Annotated in this window: 3 protein-coding genes and 1 pseudogene; 1 reads left to right on the forward strand and 3 read right to left on the reverse strand. The window is 68.6% G+C overall.

The window, feature by feature from the left end; translation table 11 throughout:
- Window positions 1–108, forward strand: a pseudogene (locus QSK21_RS35500) (IS5/IS1182 family transposase); the annotation flags it as partial.
- A gap of 328 nt (window positions 109–436) precedes the next feature.
- Here QSK21_RS35500 and QSK21_RS35505 read toward each other — a convergent pair.
- The 3 genes from QSK21_RS35505 to QSK21_RS35520 form a co-directional block, all read right to left on the reverse strand.
- Window positions 437–2,884 (reverse strand): sodium-translocating pyrophosphatase, encoded by a 2,448-nt coding sequence (locus tag QSK21_RS35505; protein WP_285702153.1) that lies wholly within the window; start codon window positions 2,882–2,884, stop codon window positions 437–439.
- A gap of 2,300 nt (window positions 2,885–5,184) precedes the next feature.
- Window positions 5,185–5,697 carry an ATP-binding protein gene (locus tag QSK21_RS35515; protein WP_285702154.1) on the reverse strand — a complete coding sequence of 171 codons (513 nt, stop codon included), beginning with the start codon at window positions 5,695–5,697 and terminating at the stop codon, window positions 5,185–5,187.
- Between the two features lie 13 nt (window positions 5,698–5,710).
- The gene (locus QSK21_RS35520; protein WP_131955879.1) at window positions 5,711–6,064 is read right to left on the reverse strand and encodes an STAS domain-containing protein; all 354 of its coding nucleotides are present in this window, start codon (window positions 6,062–6,064) and stop codon (window positions 5,711–5,713) included.
- Window positions 6,065–6,289: the final 225 nt, after the last annotated feature.

The following is a 6,289-nucleotide window of genomic DNA, read 5'->3' on the forward strand; positions in this document are numbered from 1 at the left end:
AACCGGCTCAAGCAATGGCGCGCCATCGCCACCCGCTACGACAAACTCGCCCGCCACTACCAAGCGGCCGTCACCCTGGTCAGCGCCCTGCTCTGGATCAACACATGATCCACCGGACAGACCCTAGCCCGACCCGCCCCCGGCGATCACCCGCCACCGGGTCGCCGTCAGGGCGCGGCGACCACGGCGATCAGCCACAGGGCCACCATGATCCCGAGCATCCCGCCGAGGACGATGGCCAGCCCCTTGGGCCCGGACAGCGTGGACTTCCCGCCGTCACTCACAGCCGTTGCCTCCTACCGTTCCGTTCGTACGCCCGCTGTGCGGGCTTTTGGGCGCTCACCCAGCGTACGTCCACGCCCACCCACCCCCGACACCACCCGGACAGCGAAAGGGGCCGGCGGGTCGCCGGCCCCTTCGCGCTTCTCTCGATGGGTTAGGACTTGTTCGCCGGAGGCCGCTCCGAAGCCGCCTTCTCACCGTCCGCCCCGGCACCGGACGCGACGGCCTCGACCGGCTCGCCGCCCCCCTTGCCGGACTCGACGGCCTCGGGCGGCGCGCCCTCGCTCTCCACCGGGGGCTTGGCGTCCCCCGAGCCGATCGGGTCGGCGCGCCGCTTGGAGATCACGATGGCGCCGACCACCACGGCGATCGCGGCGACCGCGACGCCGATCCGCAGCGGCAGGTTGCCCGCGTAGGTCACGACGGCGTCCGCGATCAGCAGCGCGACCAGGTTCATCACCTTGATCAGCGGGTTGATGGCGGGACCGGCGGTGTCCTTGAACGGGTCGCCGACCGTGTCGCCGATCACCGTGGCCTCGTGCGCCTCGCTGCCCTTGCCGCCGAGGTTGCCCTCCTCGACCAGCTTCTTCGCGTTGTCCCAGGCGCCGCCGGAGTTGGCGAGGAACACCGCCATCAGCACGCCGGCGGCGATGGCGCCACCGAGGAAGGCGCCCAGCGGCGCGTACCCGAGCGCGAACCCGACCGCGATCGGCGTCATGATAGCCAGCAGGCCGGGGGTGGCCAGCTCACGCTGCGCGTCCCGGGTGCAGATGTCGACGACCCGGTCGTAGTCCGGCTTCTCGGAGTAGTCCATGATCCCGGGCTTGGTGCGGAACTGCTCGCGCACCTCGACGACCACCCGGCCGGCCGCGCGGCCCACCGCCATGATCGCCAGTCCGGAGAACAGGAAGACCACCGACGCGCCGACGATCAGCCCGATCAGCACGTTCGGGTTGTCGATGGACAGGCTGAAGTTCGCGAAGCCGCCCAGCGCGTCCCGCGCGTCGGCCGAGGCGTCCTGGAGCGCCGACACCACGGTGGTGCGGAACGACCCGAACAGCGCGGTCGCGGCCAGCACGGCCGTCGCGATCGCGATCCCCTTGGTGATCGCCTTGGTGGTGTTGCCGACCGCGTCCAGCCGCTCCAGCACCCCGGCGGCCTCGCCCTGCACGTCGCCGGACATCTCGGCGATGCCCTGCGCGTTGTCGGACACCGGGCCGAAGGTGTCCATCGACACGATCACGCCGACGGTGGTGAGCAGCCCGGTCCCGGCCATCGCGACCGCGAACAGCGCGACCGTGGTGTTGCCGAAGCCGAGCAGGAACGCGCCGTACACCGCGCCGCCGATCACCAGCGCCGTGTAGACCGCCGACTCCAGGCCCAGCGAGATACCGGACAGGATCACCGTGGCGGGCCCGGTACGCGCGCTGCCGGTGACCTCCTGTACGGGCTTGCGGTTGGTCTCGGTGAAGTAGCCGGTCAGCAGTTGGATGGCGCTGGCCAGGACGATGCCGATCAGCACGGCGCCGAAGGCCACGATCCGCGGGTCCGCGTCCAGCCCGCTGATGGCCTGGTCGCCCACGCCGGTCAGCTCACCGAAGGACGAGGGGAGGTAGGTGAAGGCGGCGATGCCGACCAGCACGGCGGAGATGACCGCGGAGATGAAGAAGCCGCGGTTGATCGCGGACATCCCGGACCTGTCGCCGTCCCGCGGCGCCACCGCGAAGATCCCGATGACCGCGGTGATCACACCGATCATCGGCACGATCAGCGGGAAGACCAGGCCCTCCGTACCGAACGCCGCCGAGCCCAGGATCAGCGCCGCGACCAGCATGACCGCGTACGACTCGAACAGGTCGGCGGCCATCCCGGCGCAGTCGCCCACGTTGTCGCCCACGTTGTCGGCGATGGTGGCGGCGTTGCGCGGGTCGTCCTCGGGGATGCCCTGCTCGACCTTGCCCACCAGGTCGGCGCCCACGTCCGCCGCCTTGGTGAAGATCCCGCCCCCGACCCGCATGAACATGGCCAGCAGCGCGGCGCCGAAGCCGAAGCCCTCCAGCACCTTGGGCGCGTCCCCCTTGTAGGCGAGCACCACGACCGCCGCGCCGAACAGGCCGAGGCCCACGGTGAACATCCCGGCGACACCGCCGGTGCGGAACGCGATCCGCATCGCCCGCTTCTCGCCGTCCGGCTCGCGGGCGGCCGCCGCGACGCGCACGTTCCCGCGGACCGCGAGCCACATCCCGACGAAGCCGGTCACGGCGGAGAACAGCGCGCCGATGACGAAGAAGATCGACCGTCCGATGCGCTCCCCGTTGGAGTCGGCCGGCAGCAGAAGCAGGACGAGCGGGATCAGGATCACGAAGATCGCGACCGTGCGGAACTGGCGTTTGAGATACGCGCCCGCGCCCTCCTGCACGGCGCGCGCGATGTTCTGCATCTTCTCGGTGCCCTGACCGGCGGCCAGTACCTCACGTACCAGTCCTCCGGCGACGACCAGTGCCAGCAGCGCGATCACGGCGACGACGACGACCAGGGAGAGGTCGCCGCCGCCAAGATCCACGTCTGCGCCGGCCGGGCTTGACAGGGAAAGCCCAGACATCCGTTCCGTCCTCCTCGACAGGGGCGTTGCGATCTTGACCGATATGGACGATCTTTACCGCGTACCCACGCAGGTGGCGCTTTAGACGCCCGCACGGCAACGCGGGTGCGGGGAGTCTACGCAGGCAGGTGCCGGAAGAGAAGACTTGCCGTCTCATAATCCCGGTGTCGGCGAAAAGCAACCCCGGGCACGCAGAAATTTGCCCCGATAGCGTCCGACCCGGCCGTCTTCGCAGGTAGCGGCCACCCCGCGGCACCCCCATGCTGCCACCACCGATCCCCGAAAGTGGATCATGACACCCCTGCCCGCGTGTCGCCCGACGGCATTCGGCTCATATCAATCCCCAAATAAGATCAGCCCGATATCCCCCACCCGCCAATCCATGATCGTTAACGAAGACCCTCCCACAGCACCCACACCCCACGAACCCCGAAAGCACCCAAGAGAAGAACCAGCCACCCCAGCACTCACCCCAAGGACAACAGCACCCTCCAACCCACCGCCCAACACGCCACAGCTCCCACGACATCCGCAACGAGGAGGCCAGCGCCGTGCGTGAATACGGGTGTCGTGTAGGCGGCCGAAGGTCCGGCGCGGCCGACCACGGGTTCCCTTCACGTCCGCCGACCGACCTCCTGGCGCACGAGCACTTCGACGAGATCACAGGGCCGCTGATCGACCGTGCCGACAACATGCGGCCTAGGCCCTACCTTCACGCCCGTACCAGCCCGGCGTCCCCAACAACAAATGAACGAGTGCCACGTAGGCTCCATGAGGATGACGGCTTCCTTCACACCCACCGACCGCCCCTGGCAGGACGTATCGACCTCCCAGGGCTACCGGCAGGCGATTGACGCAACTGTCCCGCCGCTGCCAACGCGACGCCCCCCAGGCGCACATCCTGGCCACCCTGCCAACCACGCACACTCTGATCAACTGGCAGACACTCCACCATCACGCGCGTCCCGGCACGCGCAGTGCCCACCGCCACGGCAACTCGCAGCGCGAGCCACCCCCCGTGAGACCACCGAGCCCGCCGATCACGCACTGGCCCACTCCACAGGTAGCGCCCGTTGCCGCTGCCAGGGCCGCCGAACAGGCCGAGGACCGAGGCGCTTCGTGCCACGCCAGCGGGCCGAACGCAGCAGGACCTACCCGCCCATCGGGAAGAACAGCAGCGTCGACCGCCAGCGCCTCGACCGGCATCGTCCTGCCGACCCCCGGAACGTCTTCGATCAGCAGGCGCCAGGCGGACGGCGTGCAACCACTGCCACCGAAGACCGAATCGGGCCACCGACGTCGGCTCAGCCTCGTACGCCAAGTCCCCAACGCAGAAGTGACCAAGAACCGGCAGAAGGCCGAGCTGGTCGGCTTGTAGCACCCCCCTGCTCTTTCGGTGGCTTGGGTGGGGGCAACTGCCTGGTCGCTGAGGGAACACTCCATGCGGGCCTGCACTCACCCACGTCCCGTGCCACAGGCGCGGGCGTCGTCTACGTCGAGTACCAATGAACCGGCGAACCACTTACGGTTGCGTCGTCCAACTGGCTTTGTCGGTGACAAGTGACCGCGTGCACTGGTCAGAGCTGACCGCACCCGCTGGGGGCGGGAGGTTAGACCCACCGGTCAGGACCCAGCACGCTGAACAGCTGTGCACCACGCAGCAGCACACACAGCCGAAGTGTGCCCGAACCCATCAACATTGTCCGGCCCTTCGATCACCAACTGGTGCCCGAACCCGCCGACCAGCGGTGCCGCCTATCACCTACGTAGCCATACGGTGTCAACCTGAGGCCGCCGAAGGCGTCGAAGCGCTTGGCGCTGGCACCTTGCACTCCATCGTGCCGCCCACGGCTCACCGCGATCTCACAGCGCCAGGTTGCCGACTTCCCCCGGATCGGCCTTGGTCCCCCGGCAACCTGCCGCGTCATCAAGGCAAGGCAAGGGCGACTCGGGTGTGCCTGAAGTCGCGGGTCTCGAGCAGCTTGCAGTACGCGGTGTGGGTCGGCTCGTCGGCGGCAGTCGGCATCCAAGCGAGCCACCTCTGGTGGTGCAAGTGCATGCGCTTACCAGTGCGTACGGCACCTGGCGCAGGGGCACGCCTAACGCGGAGAGCGGTCGGAGCGGCGGTCGAGCAGCGTAAGCCGGGCCGCCACGTGAGCAGGCCAGCGATGTGGGCCGCAGATGACCGCGTCCCGCGCGTAAGGCGGCTCGGCCGACAAGCCAGTTCGGCGCGACCCGGGTTGCCTTCCACAAGGACGCTGCGCGCGTCCGTACGCCGACGTTCGGGCAGGGCAGGGGGCCTAGGTGGGGGAAGGCTCGGATTCGACAGGCCAGCTCATGCGGATCTGGACGCCCTTCGGGGTAGCGGAGATGTCCACGTCGTCGGCAAGGCCGGCGATGACGGCCAAGCCGAGTTCGGCCGTGTCGCCGCCCCAGATGCGTTCCAGTTGCTCGCGCGCCGTGTCGGACGCGAGCACGTCCCGTCCGTCCGCACCGGACTTGCCCCCGTCCGAAGGTTCGGGAAGGGGGGTGGCGTCGGGGAGTCCGCTGGCGGCGTCGTCAGCGGAGACGGCGTCGCTGACGACGACCTCGAACCGGCGGTCGGTGCCGCTCAGCTCCAGCCGCACGGGCTCGTCCGGGCAACGCCGCCGGTGAGCCTCCACGGCCCGGGAGCATGCTTCGCCGACCGCCAGCCGCACCTCGTCCAGCAGGGCCTCGGCCACGCCACTGCGGCGTGCCACCGCGGTGACGATCAGCCGGGCCGTCCGGACGTGGACGGGCAGTGCGCTGAAAGAGAGCTCAACGGTCGCCATCTTCCGGGGGCCGCTACTTGGCGCCCTTGCGCTTTTCCTCGGCCTCGGCGATCGAGTCATGGATGCCGAAGACCTTGGTCAGACCGGTGATCCGGAAAATCTTGAGGATGCGCTCCTGGGTGCACACCAGTTCCAGCGACCCGTCGTGCGCGCGCACCCGCTTGAGCCCTCCGACCAGCACGCCGAGGCCGGTGGAGTCGAGGAACTCCACCTTCTCCATGTCCACCAGAAGGTGGAACTTGCCCTTGTTGACAAGGTCGATCAGCTTCTCGCGAAGCTTCGGCGCCGTGTAAACATCGATCTCGCCCTCCACGGTGATGACCGTGAGGCCGTCGTCGGTGGTGTAGTCGTTCACCTTCAGGTCCACAGATCCTCCAGCGCCGTACAGCTCTATCTGATCCCATAGCCGCCCGACGCCGTACGACGCCCGCGGCCGCGGGACTTCGCCCGTGATTCAACCACGCTCGGCCGCGTCCAGGCGGGTGGTGTATGAGAAGGCCACCTCGCGATCTATTGATTAGTTAAGCACTGATTGCCTCAATTGTCACATCAGCATCATTGGTGTCGCTTTCGTGGCCGACTTTCTGGCAGG

This window comes from Actinomadura sp. NBRC 104412, assembly GCF_030269515.1.
Classification (GTDB): Bacteria; Actinomycetota; Actinomycetes; order Streptosporangiales; family Streptosporangiaceae; genus Spirillospora.

Excerpts from the sequence above, each read along its gene's own strand:
- QSK21_RS35505 (WP_285702153.1), bottom strand. The coding sequence starts at position 2,884 with ATGTCTGGGCTTTCCCTGTCAAGCCCGGCCGGCGCAGACGTGGATCTT.
- QSK21_RS35515 (WP_285702154.1), bottom strand. The coding sequence starts at position 5,697 with ATGGCGACCGTTGAGCTCTCTTTCAGCGCACTGCCCGTCCACGTCCGG.